Origin of the sequence: Terrabacter aeriphilus, assembly GCF_039542985.1 — a bacterium.
Lineage (GTDB): Bacteria > Actinomycetota > Actinomycetes > Actinomycetales > Dermatophilaceae > Terrabacter > Terrabacter aeriphilus.
Window position 1 is genome coordinate 68,435 of sequence record NZ_BAABIW010000014.1, and the last position, 22,447, is coordinate 90,881.

The 22,447-nt window shown below is 74.3% G+C and carries 23 protein-coding genes and 1 tRNA gene; 8 read left to right on the top strand and 16 right to left on the bottom strand.

The annotated features are described in order from the left end of the window. The first annotated feature begins 85 nt into the window (after positions 1-85). Positions 86-874 carry a DUF4031 domain-containing protein gene (locus tag ABD979_RS09465; RefSeq protein WP_345507224.1) on the top strand — a complete coding sequence of 263 codons (789 nt, stop codon included), beginning with the start codon at positions 86-88 and terminating at the stop codon, positions 872-874. Between the two features lie 84 nt (positions 875-958). Here the strand turns inward: ABD979_RS09465 and ABD979_RS09470 are convergent, their stop codons facing one another. Further along, positions 959-1,453, bottom strand: coding sequence for a YajQ family cyclic di-GMP-binding protein (locus ABD979_RS09470; protein ID WP_345507225.1), 495 nt, complete (start codon positions 1,451-1,453; stop codon positions 959-961). Between the two features lie 154 nt (positions 1,454-1,607). On the opposite strand from ABD979_RS09470, the gene ABD979_RS09475 reads away from it, so the two are divergent. Then, a tRNA-Tyr gene (locus tag ABD979_RS09475) sits at positions 1,608-1,688 on the top strand. A gap of 58 nt (positions 1,689-1,746) precedes the next feature. Here ABD979_RS09475 and ABD979_RS09480 read toward each other — a convergent pair. The 3 genes from ABD979_RS09480 to ABD979_RS09490 all read right to left on the bottom strand — a co-directional run bounded on the left by ABD979_RS09480 (position 1,747) and on the right by ABD979_RS09490 (position 4,348). Further along, on the bottom strand, positions 1,747-3,057 hold the full coding sequence (locus ABD979_RS09480) for an RNA polymerase sigma factor (RefSeq protein WP_345507226.1): 1,311 nt from the start codon (positions 3,055-3,057) through the stop codon (positions 1,747-1,749). 32 nt (positions 3,058-3,089) lie between these two features. Continuing rightward, a complete protein-coding gene (locus ABD979_RS09485) occupies positions 3,090-3,446 on the bottom strand; it encodes a YciI family protein (RefSeq protein ID WP_345507227.1) in 357 nt (118 codons plus the stop codon). Positions 3,447-3,595: 149 nt separating this feature from the next. Continuing rightward, on the bottom strand, positions 3,596-4,348 hold the full coding sequence (locus ABD979_RS09490) for a FadR/GntR family transcriptional regulator (RefSeq protein WP_345507228.1): 753 nt from the start codon (positions 4,346-4,348) through the stop codon (positions 3,596-3,598). Positions 4,349-4,435: 87 nt separating this feature from the next. Here ABD979_RS09490 and ABD979_RS09495 point away from each other — a divergent pair, with 87 nt between their 5' ends. The 3 genes from ABD979_RS09495 to ABD979_RS09505 are packed head-to-tail and all read left to right on the top strand — an operon-like array spanning position 4,436 to position 7,790. Further along, positions 4,436-5,362 carry a proline iminopeptidase-family hydrolase gene (locus ABD979_RS09495; protein ID WP_345507229.1) on the top strand — a complete coding sequence of 309 codons (927 nt, stop codon included), beginning with the start codon at positions 4,436-4,438 and terminating at the stop codon, positions 5,360-5,362. Positions 5,363-5,409: 47 nt separating this feature from the next. After that, positions 5,410-6,861, top strand: coding sequence for an APC family permease (locus ABD979_RS09500; RefSeq protein ID WP_345507230.1), 1,452 nt, complete (start codon positions 5,410-5,412; stop codon positions 6,859-6,861). Further along, positions 6,858-7,790, top strand: a complete 933-nt coding sequence (locus ABD979_RS09505) for an acetamidase/formamidase family protein (protein WP_345507231.1) — start codon at positions 6,858-6,860, stop codon at positions 7,788-7,790. Before ABD979_RS09500 ends, ABD979_RS09505 begins: the two co-directional genes overlap by 4 nt. A 52-nt stretch (positions 7,791-7,842) precedes the next feature. Here the strand turns inward: ABD979_RS09505 and ABD979_RS09510 are convergent, their stop codons facing one another. From ABD979_RS09510 to ABD979_RS09550, 9 genes are all read right to left on the bottom strand, one after another. Further along, positions 7,843-8,862 (bottom strand): sensor histidine kinase, encoded by a 1,020-nt coding sequence (locus ABD979_RS09510; protein WP_345507232.1) that lies wholly within the window; start codon positions 8,860-8,862, stop codon positions 7,843-7,845. Beyond that, complete coding sequence (locus tag ABD979_RS09515; protein WP_345507233.1) at positions 8,859-9,638, bottom strand: response regulator transcription factor; 780 nt, start codon at positions 9,636-9,638, stop codon at positions 8,859-8,861. The genes ABD979_RS09510 and ABD979_RS09515 overlap by 4 nt, the downstream gene beginning before the upstream one ends. A gap of 35 nt (positions 9,639-9,673) precedes the next feature. Beyond that, positions 9,674-10,798 carry a glycosyltransferase 87 family protein gene (locus ABD979_RS09520; RefSeq protein WP_345507234.1) on the bottom strand — a complete coding sequence of 375 codons (1,125 nt, stop codon included), beginning with the start codon at positions 10,796-10,798 and terminating at the stop codon, positions 9,674-9,676. Next, complete coding sequence (locus ABD979_RS09525) at positions 10,795-11,547, bottom strand: class I SAM-dependent methyltransferase (protein WP_345507235.1); 753 nt, start codon at positions 11,545-11,547, stop codon at positions 10,795-10,797. The genes ABD979_RS09520 and ABD979_RS09525 overlap by 4 nt, the downstream gene beginning before the upstream one ends. Continuing rightward, positions 11,544-12,173: a TIGR04282 family arsenosugar biosynthesis glycosyltransferase gene (locus tag ABD979_RS09530; protein ID WP_345507236.1), complete on the bottom strand. Its 630-nt coding sequence runs from the start codon at positions 12,171-12,173 to the stop codon at positions 11,544-11,546. Before ABD979_RS09530 ends, ABD979_RS09525 begins: the two co-directional genes overlap by 4 nt. Beyond that, positions 12,170-12,913: a glycosyltransferase family 2 protein gene (locus tag ABD979_RS09535; protein WP_345507237.1), complete on the bottom strand. Its 744-nt coding sequence runs from the start codon at positions 12,911-12,913 to the stop codon at positions 12,170-12,172. The genes ABD979_RS09530 and ABD979_RS09535 overlap by 4 nt, the downstream gene beginning before the upstream one ends. Further along, positions 12,897-13,325, bottom strand: a complete 429-nt coding sequence (locus ABD979_RS09540) for a hypothetical protein (protein ID WP_345507238.1) — start codon at positions 13,323-13,325, stop codon at positions 12,897-12,899. The genes ABD979_RS09535 and ABD979_RS09540 overlap by 17 nt, the downstream gene beginning before the upstream one ends. After that, positions 13,326-13,916 carry a molybdopterin-dependent oxidoreductase gene (locus ABD979_RS09545; RefSeq protein WP_345507239.1) on the bottom strand — a complete coding sequence of 197 codons (591 nt, stop codon included), beginning with the start codon at positions 13,914-13,916 and terminating at the stop codon, positions 13,326-13,328. It lies immediately after the preceding gene. A 95-nt stretch (positions 13,917-14,011) separates the two neighbouring features. Beyond that, the gene (locus tag ABD979_RS09550; RefSeq protein WP_345507240.1) at positions 14,012-14,569 is read right to left on the bottom strand and encodes a cytochrome b/b6 domain-containing protein; all 558 of its coding nucleotides are present in this window, start codon (positions 14,567-14,569) and stop codon (positions 14,012-14,014) included. A gap of 113 nt (positions 14,570-14,682) precedes the next feature. Between ABD979_RS09550 and ABD979_RS09555 the strand changes: the two genes are divergently transcribed. Both ABD979_RS09555 and ABD979_RS09560 read left to right on the top strand, forming a co-directional pair. Beyond that, on the top strand, positions 14,683-16,119 hold the full coding sequence (locus tag ABD979_RS09555; RefSeq protein ID WP_345507241.1) for a glycosyltransferase 87 family protein: 1,437 nt from the start codon (positions 14,683-14,685) through the stop codon (positions 16,117-16,119). Beyond that, positions 16,116-17,252, top strand: coding sequence for an NAD-dependent epimerase/dehydratase family protein (locus ABD979_RS09560; protein WP_345507242.1), 1,137 nt, complete (start codon positions 16,116-16,118; stop codon positions 17,250-17,252). The genes ABD979_RS09555 and ABD979_RS09560 overlap by 4 nt, the downstream gene beginning before the upstream one ends. A gap of 9 nt (positions 17,253-17,261) precedes the next feature. Here the strand turns inward: ABD979_RS09560 and serA are convergent, their stop codons facing one another. Next, positions 17,262-18,470: a phosphoglycerate dehydrogenase gene (gene serA, locus ABD979_RS09565; protein ID WP_425583952.1), complete on the bottom strand. Its 1,209-nt coding sequence runs from the start codon at positions 18,468-18,470 to the stop codon at positions 17,262-17,264. A gap of 46 nt (positions 18,471-18,516) precedes the next feature. Further along, positions 18,517-19,248 (bottom strand): GntR family transcriptional regulator, encoded by a 732-nt coding sequence (locus tag ABD979_RS09570; protein WP_345507244.1) that lies wholly within the window; start codon positions 19,246-19,248, stop codon positions 18,517-18,519. A gap of 16 nt (positions 19,249-19,264) precedes the next feature. Here ABD979_RS09570 and ABD979_RS09575 point away from each other — a divergent pair, with 16 nt between their 5' ends. Then, positions 19,265-22,087, top strand: coding sequence for an FAD-binding and (Fe-S)-binding domain-containing protein (locus ABD979_RS09575; protein WP_345507245.1), 2,823 nt, complete (start codon positions 19,265-19,267; stop codon positions 22,085-22,087). A 24-nt stretch (positions 22,088-22,111) separates the two neighbouring features. Here ABD979_RS09575 and ABD979_RS09580 read toward each other — a convergent pair whose 3' ends face one another. Then, the gene (locus ABD979_RS09580; protein ID WP_345507246.1) at positions 22,112-22,399 is read right to left on the bottom strand and encodes a hypothetical protein; all 288 of its coding nucleotides are present in this window, start codon (positions 22,397-22,399) and stop codon (positions 22,112-22,114) included. Positions 22,400-22,447: the final 48 nt, after the last annotated feature.

Genomic DNA, 22,447 nt, shown 5'->3' on the forward strand with positions numbered 1-22,447 from the left:
GTAGGACGGGCGGGAGCACGGCGTCGGCCGTCGTCCACAGGATCGCGCCGCCCGGCGTCGCGCGACCTGGCCTAGGCTGCGAGGCATGACCGTGTGGATCGACCAGCCCATCTGGCCTGCCCACGGACGGCTCTTCGCCCACCTCGTCAGCGACGCCTCCTACGAGGAGCTGCACGCCGTCGCCGTCGCCGCGGGCCTGCACCCCCGGTCGTTCGACGGCGACCACTACGACGTGCCGGACGCCCGCTGGCAGGACGCCGTCGACGCCGGTGCGACACCCACGAGCGGCGCCGACCTCGCCCGCCGCCTCAACGCGTCGGGCCTGCGGCTGCGCAAGCGCAAGCGCGACCGGGGTGTGCGGCGCATCCTCGACGTCAGCTTCCCCAACGGCGCGAGCGACGTCGACCTCGTCGCGTCCGACGACCCGGTGGCGCACGAGAGGGTGCTCGCCGCCATGGTCTTCGTCCGGGACCGCCGGGGCGACTTCGCCGTGGTCCACAGCGTGCGGCGCGCGGAGTGGGGCTCGCCGGGTGGCTGGCGCGAGGGCGACGAGACGCCTATCGAGAACGCGGTGCGCGAGACCTTCGAGGAGACCGGCCTGCGCCTGCGTCACTCCGAGGTGTTCCCTTGCGGTTACGAGCGATTCACGCCGCGCACCGACGACAACGTCATCGGCGCGGACCGCCCGTACCTGCAGGTCTTCCGCTGCCGCATCGACGACGCGCGTCCGGAGCTGACCGAGGGCGACGACGGCATCCACGCCACGCGCTGGGTCACGCCGGAGGAGTACGCGGCCCTCTGCGGCCACCTCTTCTGGTGGCCCCTGGCCCTCGAGGTCTTCCCCGACCTGCGTGGTCTCGCCCGCCCTGCCTGAGACGCAGGTATGCCGCCCGCTGCAGCGGACGGCATACCTGCTCTGACGCTCGGATCCGCTTGTCGGGCAAGCGAACCGGGCGGCTCAGCGCTGGTTGGTGAAGGTGAGCGCGACGTCGAGGTCGGCCTCGCGCAGCATCCGCTGCACGGCCTGGAGGTCGTCGCGCGACTTGCTCGAGACGCGCAGCTCGTCGCCCTGGATCTGGCTCTTGACGCCCTTGGGGCCCTCGTCGCGGATCAGCTTGTTGATCTTCTTCGCGTTCTCCTGCGAGATGCCTTCCTTGAGCGGGGCGTCGAGGTGGTACTCCTTGCCCGAGAGGCGCGGGCCGGCCTCGGGGACGTCGAGGTGCTTGAGGCTGACCTTGCGCTTGACGAGGTGGGTCTGCACGACGTCGAGGACGGCGAGGCAACGCTCCTCGGTGTTCGCCTTCATCTTGATGACCTCACCGGCGAGGTCGACGGAGGCGCCGACGTTCTTGAAGTCGTAGCGCGTCGCGATCTCCTTGCCGGCGCTGTTGACCGCGTTCGCGATCTCCTGCTTGTCGAACTTGCTGACGATGTCGAAGGAGGAGTCGGCCATCGGGGGGTCCTTCCGGGGCTGCGGGTGGGTCGCTCGGGTGCGAGCCGGGGGTTCACGGGCCACCTTACGGCCGCCCCGAGGACGCGTCGAAAGCGCCGCCGTGGCCCGATTACGGACCGCGCCCGATCTCTTGCTATCCTTCCAGACGCACCACGGCAGGTTGTCCGAGCGGCCAATGGAAACGGACTGTAAATCCGTCGCGAAAGCTACGAAGGTTCGAATCCTTCACCTGCCACCCAGTGCTCGGAAGGGCCTCTGACCAGCGGAGACGTCGGTCAGGGGCCCTTCTGCCGTCAGAGGGCGGAGTCCGGGTGGCGATCCCCGGCCGGCCGGCCTCGGTCGGCATCGGCGGCGCGGCTGACCTCGGCCAGTCGCTGCTCGAGGAAGGCGCGCTCCGCGGCGTTCGTCGTGAGCTCCAGCGCGCGCCGGTAGGACCGAGCGGCGCCGGCGGGGTCGCCGAGGCGGCGCAGCAGGTCGGCGCGGGTGGCGGGCAGGTAGGGGTAGTCGGCGAGCCGGGGATCGGCCGCGAGCTCGTCGAGGATCGGCAGCGCGGCGGCCGGGCCGTCGGCGAACGCCACGGCGGCGGCCCGGTTGAGCGCGACGACCGGGGTGTCCCACACCGCCAGCAGCCGGTCGTAGAGGTGCACGACGCGCGACCAGTCGGTCTGCTCCGCGGACGGTGCCATCGCGTGCACGCCGGCGATCGCCGCCTGCAGGGTGAACCGCCCCGGTGGACCCGACGCCAGTGCCTCGGCCGTCACCGTGAGCCCCTCGAGGATCGCGCGCTGGTCCCAGCGCGTCCGGTCCTGGTCGGCCAGCAGGAGCAGCCGGCCCTGCTCGTCGGTCCGGGTCGCCCGGCGTGCGTCCGTGAGGAGCAGCAGGCCGAGCAGGCCGCGGGTCTCGGCCTGCTCCGGGAGCAGCGCGGCCAGGGTGCGCGCGAGGTGCAGCGCCCGGTCGCAGAGGTCCGCCCGGACGAGCGCGTCCCCCGTGCGGGCCGTGTGACCGGTGCTGAAGAGCAGGTGGACGGCGGTGAGGACGCTGTCGAGGCGCTCCGGCAGCTCCTCCCGGCTCGGGACCCGGTAGGGGATCCGCGCTGCGGAGATCTTCTTCTTGGCCCGGGTGATCCGTGCCGCCATCGTCGGCTCGGACACCAGGAAGGCGCGGGCGACGTCGGTGGTGGGGACGCCGCAGACCAGGCGGAGGGTGAGGGCGACGCGGGCCTCGGGGGCGAGGGTCGGGTGGCAGCAGGTGAACACGAGCCGGAGCCGGTCGTCCGGCACCGCTGCGTCGGGCCGGTCCAGGTCGGCGAGGTCGTGCGGATCGGCGGTCGCCGGCTCCACGAGCAGCGGGAGCTTGCGCCGGAGGGTGACCTCACGACGCAACCGGTCGAGCGCCTGGTTGCGCGCCACCGTGGTCAGCCACGCGCCGGGCCGCTCCGGGACGCCGTCCCGGGTCCAGGCCTGCAACGCCCGCACGTACGCCTCCTGCGCGCACTCCTCCGCGACGTCCAGGTCGCCCGCGACGCGCACCGTGGCGGACAGCACGAACGCCCACTCGGAGCGGTGCGCGTGCGCGAGCGCGTCAGCGACCGCGTCCGCCTGCACGGCGGACGCGGTCGGCTCGTCGCGGGGAGCGATCAGAACGGGTTCGTCGTCGGGTCCACGACCGGGCGGACCTCGACGCCGCCGAAGGGGGCCGGGCACAGCTTGGCGATCTCGACGGCGTGGTCGAGGTCGCGCGCCTCGACGACGTAGAAGCCGCCGAGGGCCTCCTTGGTCTCGACGAACGGGCCGTCCGTCACCGTGCTGCCACCTTTGACCGTGGTGGCCGTCGTCGCGGACGCCAGTGCCTCCCCGCCCGCGAGGGACCCGCCGAGCTCGAAGACCTGCTTGGTGAACGTCGTGTGCGCGTCGACCAGCGCACCCCACGCCTCGGGCGACATGGTCGCGTAGCGGGCCTGGTCTTCGTAGATGAGGATTGCGTACTTGGCCATGGGACTGCCTCCTGCACTGGGTCGCGGGCCGACCTCTCCGGCTCCGTCACTAGCGACGACGAACACCTTGCCGCCGGATCGACAGCCGAGCCCGGACTTTCTCCAGATTACTTCTCGCGGCTCCGCGGGCGGTGCGGACTGCTGCGGGGTCAGGCGCCCTGCGCGCGCCGCAGGCCGGCCCGCATCGTCTCCAGGGTCAGCATGAAGTGGTGCTGCGCGCAGCGGCCCGCCGCCTCGGCCTCGCCGCGCACGACGTGCCCGACGAGCTCGGCGTGCTGCGCGAGCGCCTCGTCGTAGAACTCCTGCGTGTAGGGCTCGACGCCGAACCCCAGCGTCGCGGCGGCCGTCAGGTGCGCGCTGAGCGAGGTCAGGTGCGGGTTGCGGGCGGCGGCGGTCACGAGACCGTGGAGCCGACGGTCGGCGCTGCGGGCCTGCGTCATCGACGTGGCGGACCGGAACTGCTCGAGCTCCTGCTCGAGGGCGGCCGCGTCGTCGTCGGTGCGTCGCTCGGCGGCGGCACGGGCGATCATGCCCTCCACCATGCAGCGGTAGTCGTAGAGCTCGAGCAGCCGCGGGATCTCGCTCTCGAGCGTGCGCCGGGCGACCTCGGGCGCGACGTCCTCCCACGACACCTGCGCCACGAAGGCGCCCCCGCTGCGTCCGCGCCGGGTCTCGAGGAGGCCGAGGTCGGTCACCTGCTGCAGGGCCTGGCGCACCGTCTGGCGGCTCACGCCGAGCGAGGCCGCGAGGTCGCGCTCCGAGGGGAGGCGTTCGCCGGGGGAGTACTCGCCGACCGCGATGGCCGTGACGAGCCGGTCGGTGAGGGTCGTGGCCTTCGTGCGGGGCCCGCCGCCGAGGGGGGCGAAGGCCTCCCCGTCGTCCGGCTCCCGTTCGTGCTGCACGTGCGCAGTGTATGCGTGCGGCCGAGAAAGGTCTTGTCAGCGGACCATTTGCGTGGTCCACTGTTCCCCGATCACCGAGGAGGACGCATGGCGACGACGCACGACGACCGGTTCCCCGAGCCCACGACCGAGGGCGAGGTCGACTTCCGGGGCCACCGCACGTGGTACCGCGTGACCGGGCAGCTCGACCCCGACGCCGAGCAGGCGCCCCTGGTCGTGCTGCACGGCGGCCCGGGCGCCGCCCACAACTACACGCTGATGATGGCCAACCTGGCGCGGCAGGGCCGTGCGGTCGTGCACTACGACCAGCTCGGCTGCGGCGGAAGCAGCCACCTGCCCGACGCGCCGCCGGACTTCTGGACCCCGCAGCTCTTCGTCGACGAGCTGCGCTCGCTCGTCGAGGCCCTGGGGATCGACCGGCGCTTCCACCTCCTCGGCCAGTCGTGGGGAGGGATGCTCGGGCCGGAGGTCGTGCTGTCCGACGACGCCGGCATCCGCAGCCTGACGATCTGCGACTCGCCCGCGTCGATGGAGCTCTGGCTCGAGGCCGCCAACACGCTGCGGGCCCGGCTGCCGGAGGACGTGCAGCAGACCCTGCTCGCCCACGAGGAGGCCGGCACGACCGACTCGGCGGAGTACGCCGAGGCGGAGAAGGTCTTCTACGACCGGCACGTGTGCCGGGTCGTGCCCAACCCGCCCGAGGTGACCGACTCGTTCGCGCAGATCGAGCAGGACCCGACGGTCTACTTCACGATGAACGGGCCCTCGGAGTTCCACGTCATCGGCTCGCTCAAGGACTGGTCGGTCGTCGACCGGCTGGACGCCGTCCGCGTGCCGACCCTCGTGGTCGCCGGAGCGCACGACGAGGCCATGCCCGCCGTGTGGGCGCCCTTCGTCGAGCGCATCCCCGACGTGCGGTCGCACGTCTTCCCCGAGTCCAGCCACATGCCGCACGTCGAGGAGCCCGACGCCTTCATCGAGGTCGTCGAGTCGTTCCTGCGCCAGCACGACTGATCTGCCGCCCGTCCCCACCGAACGTTCCAGCGACCTGGAGGTCACGCATGTCCGCCACCGACCGCGCCGTCCCGGGTGAGGGAGACCTCACCCAGTTCGGCTACAAGCAGGAGCTGAACCGTGGGCTCTCCACGACGGACCTGCTCATCTACGGGCTCGTCTTCATGGTGCCGATCGCGCCGTGGGCCATCTACGGCACGGTCTTCAACGAGGCGAAGGGCATGGTGCCGCTCGTCTACCTCATCGGCCTCGTCGCGATGATCTTCACCGCCCTGTCCTACGCGCAGATGAGCCGCGCGTTCCCCATCGCCGGCTCGGTCTACTCCTACGTCGGGCGCGGCATGAACCCGAAGCTCGGCTTCATCGCGGGGTGGACGATCCTGCTCGACTACCTGCTCGTGCCCACGCTGCTCTACGTCTTCGCGGCCGAGTCGATGTCGGGCATCTTCCCCGCCGTGCCGAAGTGGGCCTGGATCCTGCTCTTCCTCGTGGTCAACACCGCCGTCAACTACGTCGGCATCTCCTTCACGGCGGTCGTCAACCGGGTGTTCCTCACGGCCGAGATCCTCTTCATCGTCATCTTCGTCGTCATGGCCGTCGTCGCCATCAAGAACGGCACGGGCGGCGCGCACGTCACGACGAAGCCGCTCTTCGACGCCGAGAACTTCTCGGCTCCGCTCGTCGGCACCGCGCTGTCGATCGCCGTGCTCTCCTTCCTCGGCTTCGACGGCATCGCGACCCTCTCCGAGGAGAGCAAGGGCGGGCACCGGTCGGCCGGAATCGCCATGATCGCCGGGCTCTTCCTCGTCGCCTTCTTCTTCATCAGCCAGACCTGGCTGGCCGGCATGCTCATCCCGGACACCACCTCGTTCCCGGAGGACGAGGCGGGCAACGCGTTCTTCGACATCGTCGGCCGGATCAGCAGCAACGGCTGGCAGATCGCGTTCCTCGCCATGAACGCGCTCGCCGTCGGCATCGCGAACGCCGTTGCGGCGCAGAGCGCCACGTCGCGCCTCCTCTTCTCGATGAGCCGCGACGGGCAGCTCCCGCGCTTCCTCGCCCACATCAACACGCGCAGCAAGGTGCCGGAGCGGGCGATCCTGCTCGTCGCGGGGATCACGCTCGTGCTCGGCCTCTTCTTCGTCGGCCAGATCGGCCTCATCAGCTCGCTCGTCAACTTCGGCGCGCTGACCTCGTTCCTGCTACTGCACCTCTCGGTCATGACGTACTACGGCGTGCGCCGCAGGTCCTCGAACGTGCTGCTCCACTGGGTCGGGCCGATCATCGGCTTCCTCATCATCGGCTTCGTCCTGTGGAACGCCGAGGCGGCCGCCAAGATCGGTGGCCTCGTGTGGCTGGCGATCGGCATCCTCGTGCTCGTCTACTACAGCCGCAAGGGGATCGGCATCCTGCCGGAGCACCGGGCGGATGCCGACGGCGCCGCTCCGGACCACGCGACCGACTACCAGACCACCGGCGAGCAGAAGGGCCGCGCATGACGACGCACCTCATCACCAGGGACCGGGCGCACGCCGACTTCGCGGCCACGCACGAGCCGGCCCTCACCGTCGATCCCGGCACGGGCGACCACCTGACCTTCGAGACGGACGACACGGCATACGCCCAGATGGAGCAGCTGCGCGACCTCGCGAAGGTGACGGCGACGATCAACCCCGTCACCGGCCCGGTCCACGTGCGCGGCGCCGAGCCGGGCGACGCGCTCGCGGTGACGATCCACTCCATCGAGATGGCCGAGCACGGCTGGTCGGTCTACATCCCCGGAGCCGGCGCGCTCGCCGGGCCGATGGGCGAGGAGTGGTACGTGCGGCGCGTGCCCGTGCGCGACGGCACCGTGCAGCTCACCGAGACGATCAGCTGCCCGGCGGCCCCGATGATCGGGTGCATCGGCGTCGCGTCGGCGGGCGCTGCCATGTCGACCGTCATGCCCTCCTACGCCACCGGGGGGAACATGGACCTCACCGACGCGCGGCCGGGCAGCACCATCCTGCTCCCCGTCGAGGTCGAGGGCGCGCTGCTCTCCATCGGCGACCTCCACGCCGTGATGAGCCGCGGCGAGAGCAGCTTCGTCGCCATCGAGATCGCCGGGCGCGCCACCGTCAGCGTCGACCTCGTCAAGGGCAAGGGCCTGCGCGCCCCGCGGATCGACACCGGTGACGAGCTCGTCTGCGTCGGGCTGGGCGACCCGGTGCAGGTGTCGATCGACCGCGCGTACGAGGACCTCTTCGCCGTGCTGACCGACGAGCACGGCTACAGCAAGCACGACGCCTACACCGTGATGAGCGCGCTCGCGCACACCGAGCTCGGCGGTCCGACGGGATCGGTCGCGCCCGACCCGCTGCACCCGTTCCGGGCCGTCGGTCAGGTGACGCTGGCCCGCATCGCCAAGCAGGTGCTCGAGTCGCGTTGAGCAGCAGGCGTTCTCCGGCTCGGCGAGCTCGGTGCGCTCGGGCGTGACGGCGTCAGGTCCGCGCCGGGGACGTGAGCGGGAGCACGATCTCGAAGCGGCAACCGTCGCCGTCGCGGGGCGTGACCTCGACGTCCCCGCCGTGGGCGCGGGCGATGCCACGGGCCACGGCCAGTCCGAGACCGGCGCCGACCCCGGTCGCCGGCGTGCGGCCGGAGCTCGCGCGCCAGCCGGGCTCGAAGAGCCGGTCGAGGTGCTCCTCCGGCAGTCCGCCGCAACCGTCGGCGACGGCGATGCGGGCCGTGCCGTCGCCGGCGCTCAGCGACACCCCGACGTGGTGCGGGGAGCTCGTGTGGGTCACGGCGTTCGTCAGCAGGTTCGCGACGGCCCGCGACAGCTCGCGCACGTCGACCTCGGCCACGACGCTGGGCCCGGGGGAGCCGACGACCTCGACCCCGCGCGGACGGGCGAGCGCGCGGGCGGAGGCGATGGCGTCCGAGAGGACGTCGCGCAGGTCGACGAGCGAGACCTGGAGGGTGAAGCTGTCGGACTGCAGGCGCGAGAGCGCGAGGAGACCACCGACCATGTCGGCCATCCGGTCGGCCTCGGCCCGGATCGCCGCCGGGTAGCGGCCCTCGGGGGGAGCGTGGCCGTCCTCGAGCGCCTCGGCCATCGCCCGGATGCCGGCCAGCGGCGTGCGCAGGTCGTGCGACATCCACGCGACGAGCTCGCGCCGGCTCGCCTCGACCCGGCGGTCGCGGTCGCGCTCGGCGGCCTCGGCCGCGGCCGTGCGCACGAGCTGCTGCACGCGACGGGCGATGAGCCAGCCGAAGACGCCGGCGATGGGCAGCGACGTGGCGGTGACGACGAGCACGACGGTCTGGTCGTGCTCGTTGATGAACATAGCGCGCGCCGTCACGACGATGCCGACGGCGACGCTCACCACCACGACGACCGGCGCGACCACGGCGGCAGCCGCCAGGTGCCGGGTGGCGAGGGCACGCACGGCGAGCGCGCCGAGGAGCCCCACGACGACCGCGGCGCCGGCGGCGAGGAGCATCGCCTCGCCGATCACGGCCGCACCCCCGCGTCGTCCCACCGGTAGCCCACGCCCCACACGGTGCTGAGCCGCACCGGGGTGCCCGGGTCCACCTCGACCTTCTCGCGCAGGCGCCGCACGTGCACCGTCACCGTCGACTCGTCGCCGAACTCCCAGCCCCAGACGGATGCCATCAGCTCGCGGCGCGAGAAGGCCGTGCCCGGGTGGGCCAGCAGGTGCGCGAGCAGGTCGAACTCGCGGCCGGTCAGGGCGAGGGGCGCGCCGCCCTTCCACGCCTCGTGGCGCCGTCGGTCGAGCCGCAGGTCGCCGTCGACGAGCACGTCGTCGGGGTTCGCCACGCTGCCCGCCGCGCCGTCGCCCGTCGCCGCGGCGCCGTCCCCGGCCGCGCCACCCACGCCACCCACGCCACCCGCGCCCGTGGAGGGTGTGGCGGCGCGGCGCAGGATCGACTGGATGCGCAGCACGAGCTCTCGGGCGCTGAAGGGCTTGGTCACGTAGTCGTCGGCGCCGATCTCGAGGCCGAGCACCCGGTCCGACTCGTCGCCGCGTGCCGTGAGCATGACGACGGGCAGGTCGCCGCGGGTCGCCCGCATGCGCCGGAACACCTCGAGCCCGTCGAGCCCGGGCAGCGTCAGGTCGAGCACGACGAGGTCGGGGGCGGACTCGCGGGCCAGCGTCACCCCGGTCGGGCCGTCGGCGGCCTCCACGACGTCGAGGCCGGCCCGCGCCAGGTAGCCGGTCACGACCTCGCGCAGGATGGGGTCGTCGTCGACGACGAGGATCGTGGGCACGTGGCCAGCGTAGGTGGCGGGCGGCGGTGGCGTCGTCACGGCACGGCCACCCGGTCGACGGCCACCCGGCCGGCGGAGGGTGCGTCGGAGCGGGCCGACGGCGACCCGGCCGCGAGCGCGACGAGGCACGCGAGGCCGGCCACGGTCAGGGTCGACGACGACAGCGGGCCGACGACCGCGACGACCATCGCGGCCGCTCCCACCACTCGCCGACCGAGACGCCAGCAGAGCACCGCGGCGGCCGGCAGCAGGATCCAGTGGTGCGACCACGAGATCGGCGACACGAGGAGCCCGACGAGCGCGCAGACGACGACACCCTCGACCGCCGCCCGCTCGCGCGCACGGCCGAGCGCGACGACGCCGAGCGCGACGACGACCGCGGCACCGACGGCCCAGACCGGCCCGGCGGCCGACGGCGCCACGCGGGTCGCCAGGCCCAGCAGGCTCTGGTTGTCGACGAAACCGGGGTCCCCGACCCGGTGGGTGTCGAGCAGGAGCGTCCCCCAGTAGCGCGCGCTCGCGTCCGGCAGGACCAGCCAGCCCAGCACGACCGTAGCGCCGAAGGCGCCGACCAGCCTTGCTGCAGAGCGGAACTCGCGTCTCACCAGGAGGTGCACCACGAAGACGAGGGGGACGAGCTTGATCCCGGCTGCCACTCCGGTCAGCCAGCCGCGACGGTTCGGGGGCACGACGAGCAGGTCGAGGAGCACGAGTCCGACGACCACGCCGTTCACCTGTCCCAGCTGCAGTCCCCGCAGGACCGGTTCGCTGACGACGGCCAGACCGACGACCAGCCCGACGGCAGGAGTGACGACCGGGCTGGTGAGCGGCCCCGGCCCGGCACGCCGGGTCGTTCGACCGAGGGTGGCGAGCACCCCGGCCGCCGCGGCCACGAGGGTGGCGCCGGACAGCAGGGCGAGCCCCGCCACGGGAGCGGTGGCGATGCCGGCCGCCAGGACGGCTGCGACGGGCGGATACGTGAAGGGCAGCTCGCCGCTCGTCGCATACGGGTCGGCTCCCCGCAGCCACCGCTCACCGGCCCGGCGGTAGACGTCCAGGTCGACGTGGTCGCCGAGCCCGATCCAGGTGGCGAGCCCGCACACCACGACCGCGCCGACGACGTATGCCGTCCGCCGCGCCAGGCGGTCGCGCCCGGTCACGAACGGCCGCCCCGGGCGAGCAGCACGAACCGTCGACGCCCGCGCACGACGGTCCTCGCGGGCCCCAGGCCGGCGCCGGCCGCGAGCTCGAGCAGCGCGCGGCTGCCGACCTGGGCCCACGGGAAGGCCGCGCTCGTCGCGCCGTGCTCGTCGACGAGCTCCGCGTGGAACCGGGCGTGCCGGCCGGTCTCCGGGTGGGCCTCGACCACGACGGTCCCGCCCGGCGCCGTCAGGGACGCGCAGCGGGCGAGCAGGGCGAGGGGGTCGCCGCCGATCCCGATGTTGCCGTCGAGCAGCAGCGTGGTGCCCCAGACGCCCTCGCCCGGGAGCGGGTCGAAGACCGACCTCAGCAGGACCGGGATCCCGGCCGCGCGGGCGATCCCGACCGCGGTGGGTGAGACGTCGATCCCCAGGGCGACGCGACCCCGACGGCGTGACTCGGCCACCATGCGACCGGGGCCGCAGCCCACGTCGAGCACCGGCCCCGCCGTCCTCCGGAGCACCAGCCGGTCGGCGGCGTCCGGCGCGGCGAGGAACCGTGCCACCTCGATCCGGTCGCCGGCGTGCCTCGGCGCGTGCGCACCCGACCCGCCGTCGGGCCGCGACACGCCCGACGGTGCCGCGGGCCTCAGCCGCAGCACCGTCGGACGGTCGGTGACGAGCGCCGCCTCGTACGGCCTTCCCCCGCCGTGGCCGAAGTGCGGGGCGCCGTCGACGGGGGCCACCTCCCGGTCGAGGGGCAGCGTCATGCCGGCACCCCGGTCCCCAGGGCGAGCTCCAGCGCCCGGGCGAAGCGCGTCGCCGGGGCGAGGGCGGCCACGCGCAGGGCGTCGCCGACCGTGTCGACGTCGTCCAGGGGCGGCAGCTCGCCCACCACGAGGCCGCCGGCCACGAGCCGCGCCCGCACCTGCGGCCCGGTCGTGTCGCGCGACATCGGCACGCCGCGGACGAACGATCCGCAGGGCTCGCGCAGGCCGAGCGCCCAGAAGCCGCCGTCCGTGGCGGGGCCGAACCACGCGTCGACCTCGTCCGGCCACGCGTGGACCACCGCGGCGAGCAGCGCCGGGTCGAGGTGGGGCGTGTCCATCCCGACAAGGAGCAGCGGCCCGGCGCACGCGTCGAGCAGGTGGGCGAGGCGCACGTCGAGTGGCCCGGCGCACTGGGCCAGCACCCGCGCGCCACGGGCACTCGCGGGCGCCTCGTCGCCGTCGAGGTAGAGCACGACGTCGTCGGCCACCGCGCGGACGGTGGCGAGCGTGTCGTCGAGCGCGGCCTGGGCCACGTGGGCAGCCTGCTCGGGGGTGAGCGGTGGGCACAGCCGGGTCTTCACCCGCCCCGGGAGGCACTGCTTGGCCACGACGGCGACGGTGGTCATCGGGTCTCCCCGAGCAGTCGGGACATGTCGCGCGCCGCCTGGACGGTGCCGCGCAGCGTGCCGGTCACCTTCGAGCGACCGACCCGCGGGGCGTAGGCCACGTCGAGCTGGCCGATCCGCCAGCCGGCAGCGTGCGCCCTCAGCACCGTCTCGAGGGGGTAGCCGCTGCGCCGGTCGGCGAGGCGCAGCGCGAGCAGACCCTCCCGACGGGCGACGCGCAGCGGCCCGAGGTCAGCCAGCACCAGGCCGGTGCGGGCGCGCAGGCCCAGGGCCAGGGCGCGGTTGGCGAGCCGGGCGTGGGCGGGCCACGCACCCGGCGCGGGCCGTCGTCGCGCCACGGTGAGGTCCCACCGCCCGTCCACGACCGGCTCGGCGAGCCGCGCCACGTCGGCGAGGTCGACCGAGCCGTCGGCGTCGCAGACCGCGACGAGCTCGGCGGTGGACGCGAGCAGGCCGGCGTGCACCGCGGCGCCGTAGCCGCGGCGGGGCTCCCGCACGACCGTGGCGCCGAGCCCGGCCGCCAGCTCTGCGCTGCCGTCATTCGACCCGTTGTCGACGACGACGGCCCGGCAGCGGCTCGGCAGTCCCGCGATGACCGCTGCCAACGCGCCGGCCTCGTCGAGGCACGGCAGCACGACGTCGACCCACGCGCCCGCCGCCTCGCGCGACGACGGGACCGTGAGGGGCCCCGGCTCGTCGACGGGGGCGGGGGATTCGTGGGTCCTAGGCGGTGCGCTCACGGGAACTCCTCTGTGCGACGACGACGCCCGCGACGGTCGCGAGCGCGATGAGGACGAGCACCCAGCCCAGCCGGGCGGCATACGGGCCCGGGAGGACCGTCGGGTTCGGGTTGCCCAGGGACTGCGCGACGATCGCCGGCACGGCGACGAGGCAGAGCAGGGCGGCCACGGTGAGGCCGACGCGCACCACGGCGCGGGCGCCGGCCCGGAGGCGCCGGCCGCCTCGGTCGACCAGCCCGGAGGTGACCGCGGTGGCGGGACCGACCACCCCGTCGTGCACGACCACGGCGGCCGCCAGCCACACGGCCAGGCCGACGAGCTGGGCGGCTCCGAGGGACGTGAGCGCACTCCAGGCGCCGAGGGCGACGAGGCCGATGCCCAATGACGACAGGGTGATCCGCGCAACTCGCACTCAGATCACCTCGATGGATCGGAGCCACTTGGTCTGGAGCACCCCGGGCCGCCCCGGGGCCACGAGGCGGGCCGGGTAACCGTGCTCGAGGTGGAGCGGCTCGCCGTCGATGCCGAGGGCGACGAGCGTGAGGGGGTCGGCGGCGTACTCGGCCGGCAGCTCCGTCACGCGGTAGGCGCCGCTGCGCTCGAGACTGGTCAGTCGCAGGCGGCTGCTCGGTGGGGCGTCGACCTCGGCGAGCAGCCGGCGCAGCACGACGCCGTCCCAGGCCACCCCGACGCTCCACCCCTCGACGCAGGCGATGGGCAGGTCCGAGCGCGACTGGGGGAGGGCGAGCAGCGCGTCCCGCGTCAGCGTGCGCGTCGTCGTGCCGTGCCTCAGCTCGAGGCGCCAGCCGGGGTCGACCGCGCTCGCCGTCACGCCGGCCTGCCGGCTCGTGCGGTTGACGGGCAGGCCCTGCGGCCCGACGGTGCGGGAGCGGGGGGCGAAGAGGTCGAGGGGGGCGAGCCACGGCACCGTCTGGCCCGCGGTCGTCAGCGTCACGGCGCCGACGCCGAGGCCGACGGAGAGGAGCAGCGTGCGGCGGGACACCGCCGCTGACGCCGTCGGCGACTCCGCGGGTGGATCCGCGGGTGAACCCGGGCGTCCCTCGCGGGGATGCGTGTTCCCGACCTCGTTGCGCGACATCAGGATTCGCCTCCGTCACGCCAGTGCTGACGGATCAGCGGCAGCTTGACCCCGATGTGGACGAGCACGGCGCCCGCCATGACCCAGGCGAGGGCGTAGTGCGTCTCGCGGAAGGGGAACGGCCAGGGGTACCACTGGTAGGTGTTGAGCAGCCCGGTCACCGGCTGCAGCAGGCTCGTCGCGACGAGCACCGCGACGGAGCCGCGCTCGAGCCCGTTCGCGACGGACGTCACCGGGGGCCAGCTGAACAGGCGGGGGTAGACGACCCAGAGCTTGGCGAGCACAAGGGGCAGCAGCGCGGTGCCGAGCACGACGTGGGCTCCCTGCGTCCACTGGTAGAGCGACGCGGGGCGCGTCGGCAGGGTGAGCCACTCCGGCGGGTCCTGGGCCACGTGGCTCCACAGGCCGGTGAGGAGCACCACGAGGACGTCGGCGCCGAGCAGGCGCCCGACGACCACCGCCCCGCGCGGGTTGCGCGTCGGCGACTGGAGGGCCGTCTGGACGGCGTCGAGTCGGGGCACGACGATCTCGTCGATGCGTGCGGTCAGTCTGGTCACGTCGACAAGCCTCTGGCGCGGCACGTCCGGGGACCATGACGAGGACCTTACGAAGCGCGAACGTCGTTGTGGCGCAGGTGTCGCCACGGCTCTTTCCTCGTCATGCTCGGCACGTGAGGACTCTCTGGACGACGGCTGCGCTCGGCGCGCTCGCCCTGGTGACGGGGCGCGCCGCGTCGGGCCCGACGATCTTCGACGGCGCGAGCGGCGTGCCCCTGCTCGTCTGGACGGGCCTGGCCTGGGCGCTGTTCGCCGCGGCGTGGTGGGGGCTGCGCGGACTGCCGCGGCGGCCCGCCCTGCTGCTCGTGCTGCTCGGCACGCTGGCCGTCTCCGGGGCGGCACTCGCGGGTCCGCCCAACACGAGCACCGACTCGGCGAGGTACGCCTGGGACGGCATCGTCACGGGCTCCGGCGTGTCGCCGTGGGCGCACGCCCCGGCCGACGACGCCCTCGACCCGGTCCGTGAGCCGTGGCTCTTCCCGGCGCCCACCGTGGATGCCGACGGCGTGGAGCGCTGCGTCGGGCCGCGCACGACGGCCGTGCGGTCGGTGCCCTCGGGCGCCCTGCTCTGCACCACCCTCAACCGCCCGGCGGTCCCGACCATCTACCCGCCCGTCGCCCAGGGCTGGTTCGCCGCCGTGCGCGCCGTCGTGCCGCCGACGGCGACGTGGTGGCCCCTCCAGCTCGCCGGCGCCGCCGTCGTGGTCGGCGTGACGGGCCTGTTGGTGTGGCTGCTGGCAGCCGGAGGGGGAGACCCGCGCCGGGCTGCGTGGTGGGGGTGCTGCCCCTTCGTCGCCTCGGAGGCGGTGACGAACTCGCACGTCGACGTGCTCGGGGTGGCCCTCGTCGTCGGGGCCACCGGCCTGCTCGCCCGGTCGGCCGCCGGCCAGTCGCCGGCCGAGCGCACGCCGCCGTCCCGCGCGCGGGCGGTGCTCGTGGGCGCGCTCGTCGGCCTGGCGGCCGCCGTCAAGGTCGTGCCGGCGATCGTCGCGGTGCCGCTCGTGCGACGCCGGCCGGTTCCCACGCTCGTGGGCGCGGCCCTGGCCCTGGCCCTCGTCTTCGTGCCCGCCCTCGCCGCGAGCGGCCGCGGCGTCATCGGCTACCTGCCCGGCTACCTCGACGAGCAGGGCTACGACAGCGGTGCGGGTCTCACGCTCGCCTCGCTGGTCGTGCCGGGGCGCTGGGCCGTGGCCCTCTCCCTCGTGGTGGTCGTCGCCGTCGTCGTCCTCCAGTGGCGGCGCGTCGAGACGGGGCAGCCGTGGACCGCCCAGCTGCTCGGGGCTGGCACGATCCTCCTCGTCGTCAGCAGCCCCTACCCGTGGTACGCCCTCGTCCTCGTCCCCTGGATCGCGCTCACCGGGCGCTGGGAGTGGTTCGCCGTGCCGCTGCTCATGACGGCGCACCTGCTCGTGCCCGGTGCCGCGCCGATGGCGGTGGTGGTTCCGGCGAGCGTCCTCGTCGTGATCGTGGGCACCTGGGTGCGCCGGCAGCGCGGTCCCGGCGTCCCCGACGGGCGCGCGGTCGCCACGGCGCGGGAGACGGTGGCATGACGGACCGTGGCACGACGGACCGTGGCACGACGGACCGTGGCACGACGGACCGTGGCACGACGGTCCTCGTCACCGGCGGCGCCGGCTTCATCGGGTCGCACGTCGTCGAGGCGCTCGTCGCCGCCGGCCGGCGCGTGCGCGTGCTCGACTCCCTCCGCGCCGACGTGCACGGGACCGACCCCGACCTCACCGTGCTCGAGACGCTCGGAGACGCCGTCGACCTCCACGTCGGCGACGTCACCGGCCGGCACGACGTCGAGGCGGCCCTCGACGGGTGCGACGTGGTCGTGCACCTCGCGGCCAAGGTGGGGCTCGGCGTCGACTTCGACGACACCGAGGACTACGTGCACTCCAACGTCACGGGCACCGCCGTGCTGCTCGCGGCGACGGCCCGCCGCGCGGTGCACCGTCTCGTCCTCGCCTCCTCGATGGTCGTCTACGGCGACGGCGACTACCTCGACGCGCAGGGTCGGGTCGTGCGCCCCCTGCCGCGCTCGCCCGCCGACCTGCGGGACGGTCGGTTCGACCCGGTGGGCCCGGGCGGCGAGCCGCTCCTCCCCACGCTCGTCGGCGAGGAGTCGGTGCTGGCCCCGCAGAACGTGTATGCCGCGACGAAGCTCCACCAGGAGCACCTGGCCCAGGCGTGGGCGCGGTCGACGCCGGGCCGCGCAGCCCTGCTCCGGTTCCACAACGTCTACGGCCCCCGGATGCCGATGGACACGCCCTACGCGGGGGTGGCCTCGATCTTCCGCTCGGCCCTCGAGCGGGGCGAGGCGCCCCAGGTCTTCGAGGACGGGCGGCAGCGGCGCGACCTCGTGCACGTGCGCGACGTCGCCGATGCCGTCGTGCACGCGGCCGGGTGGACCGGGACCGCGGAGGCCGGCTGCGCGCGGGCCTTCAACGTCGGCAGCGGGGTGGTGCACACGGTGGGCGAGCTGGCCACCGCCCTGAGCGGCGCGCTGGGTGGCCCCGCGCCGGAGGTCACGGGTGCGTTCCGGCTCGGCGACGTGCGGCACGTGACCGCGAGCTCGGCCCGCATCGGGGCCGAGCTCGGGTGGCGGGCCCGCATCGCCTTCGACGACGGGGTGGCCGAGCTGGCCGCCGCGCCGCTGCGTCGGGCCGTCAGGACGTGAGGGAGCGCCTCACTCCGCGTCGTCCGACCACGCCTCGAGGTTCACGGCCTCGGCCACGTGCCGCAGCGACGCGAGCGTCTCGTCGGAGACGAGCCGGTCGGTGTCGGTGACGACGTAGCCGTGCTCGCCGCGGGTCGCGAGCGACTGCCCGACGATGTTGACGCCGGCGGCCGCGAGCGTGTTGTTGATGGCCGCGAGCACACCGGGCACGTTGCGGTGCAGCAGCGCCATCCGGAAGGCCCCCTCGCGCGGGGCCGGGGCGACGTCGGGGAGGTTGACCGAGAGCGAGGTGGCCCCCGTGAGGACGTATGCCGTCAGCTTCGTCGAGACGAACGTGCCGATCTCCTCCTGGGCCTCCTCGGTCGACCCGCCGACGTGCGGGGTGAGGATGACGTTGTCGAGGCCCCGCAGGGGCGACTCGAAGAGGTCGCCCTGTGCCTTGGGCTCGACGGGGAAGACGTCGATGGCCGCGCCGGAGAGGTGCCCGCTGAGGATGTGCTCGCGCAGGGCGAGGTCGTCGACGACCATGCCGCGCGAGGCGTTGATGAAGACCGCGCCGGGCCGCATCCGGGCGAACTGCTCCGCGCCGAAGAGGCCGGCGTTGCCGGGCCGGCCGTCGACGTGGAGGCTGACGACGTCGGACTCCTCGAGCAGCTCCTCGAGCGAGCCCATGCGCCGGGCGTTGCCGTGGGCCAGCCGGTCGGCCGTGTCGAAGAAGGCGACCCGCATGCCGATGGCCTCGGCGACGTTGGACAGCTGCGTGCCGATGTTGCCGTAGCCGACGATGCCGAGGGTGCGCCCGCGCGTCTCGTAGGCGCCCTTGGCCGACTTGTCCCAGACGCCGTCGTGCATCCGCTGCGTCTTCTCGGGCAGTCGGCGCGCGAGCGCGAGGATCTCGCCGAGCACGAGCTCGACGACGCTGCGGGTGTTGGAGAACGGCGCGTTGAAGACGCCGACGCCGCGCAGCGTGGCGTGCGCGAGGTCGACCTGGTTGGTGCCGATGCAGAAGCAGCCGATGGCGCGCAGGTCGGGGGCCGCGTCGAGCACGGCCGCCGTGATCTTCGTGTTGGAGCGGATCCCGACGACGTCGACCCCCTGGAGGGCCTCGATCAGCTCGGGCTCGGCGAGCGAGCCCGCACGCACCTCGACGTCGAAGCCGTGACGGGTGAACGTCTCCCGTGCGACGGCGTGGACGTTCTCCAGCAGCAGTACCTTCACGCGTGTCTTCTCCCTACGTGCCCGTGTGGTGCGGTGGTCTCGGTCATCAGGCTGCCCCAACCGGTGCTCGTCCCGTCGGGAGGGGCGCTCCGTGAGACGGGGCGCCCGGCTCGGTGACCCCGCCGAGGGTCCGTGCGAGCAGCGCGCCGGTGCGCTCGAGATGGCGCCGCATCGCCGCCTCGGCGTCGGCGCCGCGCCCGGTGAGGATGGCCTCGACGATGGGGGCGTGCTCGTCGCGGATCTCGGCCAGCGACCGGCCCGACGTGGTCGTCGGGGGTCCGAGCAGGGCGGTCGTGGCGCGCAGGCGCTCGATGACGGCGGCCGCGCGGCGGTTGCCCCCGGCCTGCATCAGCCGGTCGTGGAGGCGGTGGTCGGCCACCCAGAAGTCGTCCTCCGACGCCCGGTCGACCGCGGCGGCCATGGCCCCGAAGGCGTCGCGGATGCCGCCGAGCTCGGTCGCATCGGCCGACTCGGCGGCCCGGCGGGCGGCGCGGGGCTCGAGGGCGAGGCGCAGGTCGAAGATCTCCTCGATGTCGCGCGCCCGGGGGAGCACCACGCGGAAACCGCGGTTCCGCGTGATCTCCACGAGGCCGGCCTCGGCCAGGCGGAGCAGGGCCTCGCGCACCGGGCTGCGCGAGACGCCGAGCAGGTCGGCGAGCTGGTAGACGGAGTACGTCTCGTCGGTCCGCAGCTGCCCGGCGGTGATCCCCGCGCGCACCGCGTCGACGACCCCGTCCGCGAGGGACGTGGCTCCGCGGGGGAGGGACAGCTCGACCATGAGTAACATGTTACCCATGGTCGATGGGGAGTCGTCGGAGGTCGTGCGGTCGCTGGAGGCCGCCGGCCTCGAGGTGCGCGCCGACGCGGGCACCCGCAGCATGTATGCCTCGGACGCCTCGCTCTACCGCATCCCCCCGCTCGCGGTCGTGCGGCCCCGCGACGTCGACGACGTGGCGGCGACGCTGGCGGTGGCCCGCGCGACGGGGGTCCCCGTCACCTCCCGCGGCGCCGGCACGTCCGTGGCCGGCAACGCCGTCGGGCGTGGCGTCGTGCTCGACTTCTCTCGGCACCTGAACCGGGTGCTGTCGCTCGACCCCGAGAGCCGCACGGCCGTCGTCGAGCCCGGCACGGTGCACGCCGTGCTCCAGCGGGCGGCCGCCCCCCACGGCGTGCGCTTCGGGCCCGACCCCTCGACGCACCCGCGCTGCACCGTCGGCGGCATGATCGGCAACAACGCCTGCGGGTCGCGCTCGCTCGCCTACGGCCGCACGTCCGACAACGTCGCGGGGCTCGAGCTGCTCACGGCGGCCGGCGACTCCCTGACGACGGGCTACGACGCGGGAGGGGTGCCGTTCGCGCGGGGGGCGGACGACGTGGTCTCGGGCGTGCGCGCGGTCATGGCGCGCCACCTCAAGACGACGCGCACGGAGTTCGACCGCTTCGGCCGCCAGGTGTCGGGCTACGCCGCGCACCACATGCTGCCCGAGCGGTTCGACCTGACGCAGGCGCTCGTCGGCTCCGAGGGCACGCTCGGCGTCATCACGCAGGCCACGGTGCGTCTCGTCGTCGACGCGAGCGTGCGCGTCGTCGTCGTGCTCGGCTTCCCCGACATCGTCGACGCCGGGCGGGCCGCCCCCGGCGTCGTGGCGCACGGCCCCACGTCGTGCGAAGGCCTCGACTCCCGGCTCATCGACGTCCTCCGGGCCCGTCGCGGCCCGGAGGCGATCCCGCCGCTGCCCAGCGGGCGGGCCTGGCTCTTCGTCGAGTTCGCGGGAGAGGACCACGACGAGGTGCTCGCCCGCGCGCAACGGCTCGCCGCCGAGGCCGACGCGGCCGGCTCGGTCGTGGTCGACGACCCGGTGGTGCAGGCCCGCCTGTGGCGCATCCGCGAGGACGGCGCCGGTCTCGCCGGCCGGGCTCCGTCCGACAAGCCCGCGTGGCCCGGGTGGGAGGACGCCGCCGTGCCGCCCGACCGGCTCGGTGACTACCTCGCCGAGTTCGACGCGCTCGTCGGCGCCTACGGCATGACCTCGGCGCCCTTCGGCCACTTCGGCGACGGGTGCATGCACGTGCGCCTCGACCTCCCGCTCGACCAGCCGGGCGGCACCGCCGTCATGCGCGAGTTCCTCACCGAGTCCGCCCGTCTCGTGGGCCGCTTCGGCGGATCCCTCTCGGGCGAGCACGGTGACGGGCGCGCGCGGTCGGAGCTGCTGCCGCACATGTACTCCTCGGACGCGATCTCGATGTTCGCCGGCATCAAGCACGCCTTCGACCCGGACAACCTGCTCAACCCCGGAGTGCTCGTCGACCCGGACCCGATCGACGAGAACGTCCGTCCCGCAGGCACGTTCACGGTGCCGGGGCTGGCCCTCGCCTACCCGCACGACGGCGGGGACCTCGCGCAGGCCGTGCACCGCTGCACGGGCGTCGGCAAGTGCCGCGCCGACAACACGGCCGCCGGCGGCGTCATGTGCCCCTCCTACCTCGCCACCCGGGAGGAGAAGGACTCGACGCGGGGGCGCGCGCGCGTGCTGCAGGACGTCGTCCGCGGGGAGCTGTCGTGGTCGGATCCCGCGGTGCACGACGCCCTCGACCTCTGCCTCTCGTGCAAGGGCTGCGCCTCGGACTGCCCGACGGGCATCGACATGGCGACGTACAAGTCCGAGGCGCTGCACCAGACCTACCGCCGCCGGCTCCGCCCGCGCTCGCACTACACGCTCGGGCGCCTGCCGATGTGGGCGCGCCTCGCCGGCCGCGTGCCCGGCGTCGCGAACCGGTCGCTCACCCTGCCGCTCCTGAAGCCCGTGGCCCTCTGGCTGGCGGGTGTGGACGGGCGGCGCTCGATCCCCGCCTTCGCCGCGCGCCCCTTCCGGCGCACCTTCGCCGCGCAGCGGTCGGAGCGGACGCCGGTCGTGCTCTTCGCCGACTCGTTCACCGACTCCTTCTCGCCCGAGGTGGCCGAGTCGATGGTGCGGGTGCTGCGCGCGGCAGGCTATGAGCCGCGGCTCCCCAGCGGGTCGGTGTGCTGCGGCCTCACGTGGATCACGACCGGCCAGCTCGACTCGGCGCGCTCGATCCTGCGGCGCACGGTGGCCACCCTCGCCGCCGACGCGCGTGCGGGGGTGCCGATCGTCGGCATCGAGCCGTCGTGCACCGCCGTGCTCCGGTCGGACGTGCACGAGCTGCTGCCGGGTGACCCCGACGCGTCCGTCGTGGCCGCCGGGGTGCGCACCCTGGCCGAGCTGCTCGCGGAGACGCCGGGGTGGCGGGCCCCCGACCTCACGGGCACCGAGGTGGTGGCCCAGCCGCACTGCCACCACCACGCCGTGCTCGGCTGGAAGACCGACGCCGACCTGCTGCGCGACACCGGGGCCACCGTGCGCACGCTGGCCGGGTGCTGCGGGCTCGCCGGCAACTTCGGCGTCGAGCGGGGCCACTACGAGGTGTCGGTCGCGGTGGCCGGGCAGAACCTGCTGCCGGCCCTCGACGCCGCCCCCGACGCGGTCGTGCTCGCGGACGGGTTCTCGTGCCGCACCCAGGTCGACGACCTGCGCTCCCGACCGGCCGTGCACCTCGCGCAGCTGCTCGACCCCGAGCGGACCGCCGGTCGCCCCTGACGGCGGGAGGCCGGGCGCGGCCGGTCAGGCGGTGGCGGTCGGCCCCCGGAGGGCGGCGCGGCGGCTGCGCAGGGCGCCCACGACGAGCCGCTGGTGGCGCAGCAGCAGGCGCCGCTCGGGGTTGCTCACGAGGTGGCCGCCGAACGGGACGAGGGCGGGGAGGTGGCGCAGGCCCTCCTCGGTCGCCGCGAGGTCGGCGATGAGCTCACGGATGCTCCTCGTGGCGAGCGACGGCCCGTGCGGGACGACGTGGTCGCGGTCCGTCGGGTCCGGGTGGGCGGTGGGGTCCGGCAGGGTCTGGGCAGGCGTCATGCGGCGCTCCGGGGTCGTGCGGGTGGCGTCCAGGGAGGGGTCGGCGCC